The organism is Bradyrhizobium algeriense, assembly GCF_003062295.1.
In the GTDB taxonomy this organism is placed as follows: domain Bacteria; phylum Pseudomonadota; class Alphaproteobacteria; order Rhizobiales; family Xanthobacteraceae; genus Bradyrhizobium; species Bradyrhizobium algeriense.
Window position 1 is genome coordinate 1 of the sequence record NZ_PYCN01000271.1, and the last position, 442, is coordinate 442.

A 442-nucleotide genomic window follows, 5' to 3' on the forward strand; every position below is an offset into this window, starting at 1 on the left:
ATGTGTTTGACATTGAGATCGATGAGACCGACCCGGACAAGCTCATCGACATCATCGCCTCGCTCGAGCCGACCTTCGGCGGCATCAACCTGGAGGACATCAAGGCACCCGAATGCTTCGTGATCGAGACGAAGCTGCGCGAGCGCATGAAGATCCCGGTCTTCCACGACGATCAGCACGGGACAGCGATCGTCGCTGCGGCGGCTGTCCTCAACGGCCTGAAGGTGGTCGGCAAGCGCATCGAGGACGTCAAGCTCGTCTGCTCAGGAGCCGGCGCGGCGGCGATCGCGTGTCTCAATATCTTGGTCGGCCTCGGCGTTCGCAAGGAGAACATCCTCATCACCGATTCCAAGGGCGTCGTCTACCAAGGTCGCACCGAGGCCATGGACGAGCAGAAGGCGCAGTATGCCCGTCCGACCTCCGCTCGGACCCTCGGCGAGAT

The 442-nt window shown here is 62.0% G+C and carries 1 protein-coding gene; it reads left to right on the plus strand.

The genetic code is table 11. The features are described from left to right. Positions 1-442: malic enzyme-like NAD(P)-binding protein (locus tag C7G61_RS43465; RefSeq protein ID WP_338026209.1), on the plus strand; the 442-nt coding region annotated here is incomplete at both ends.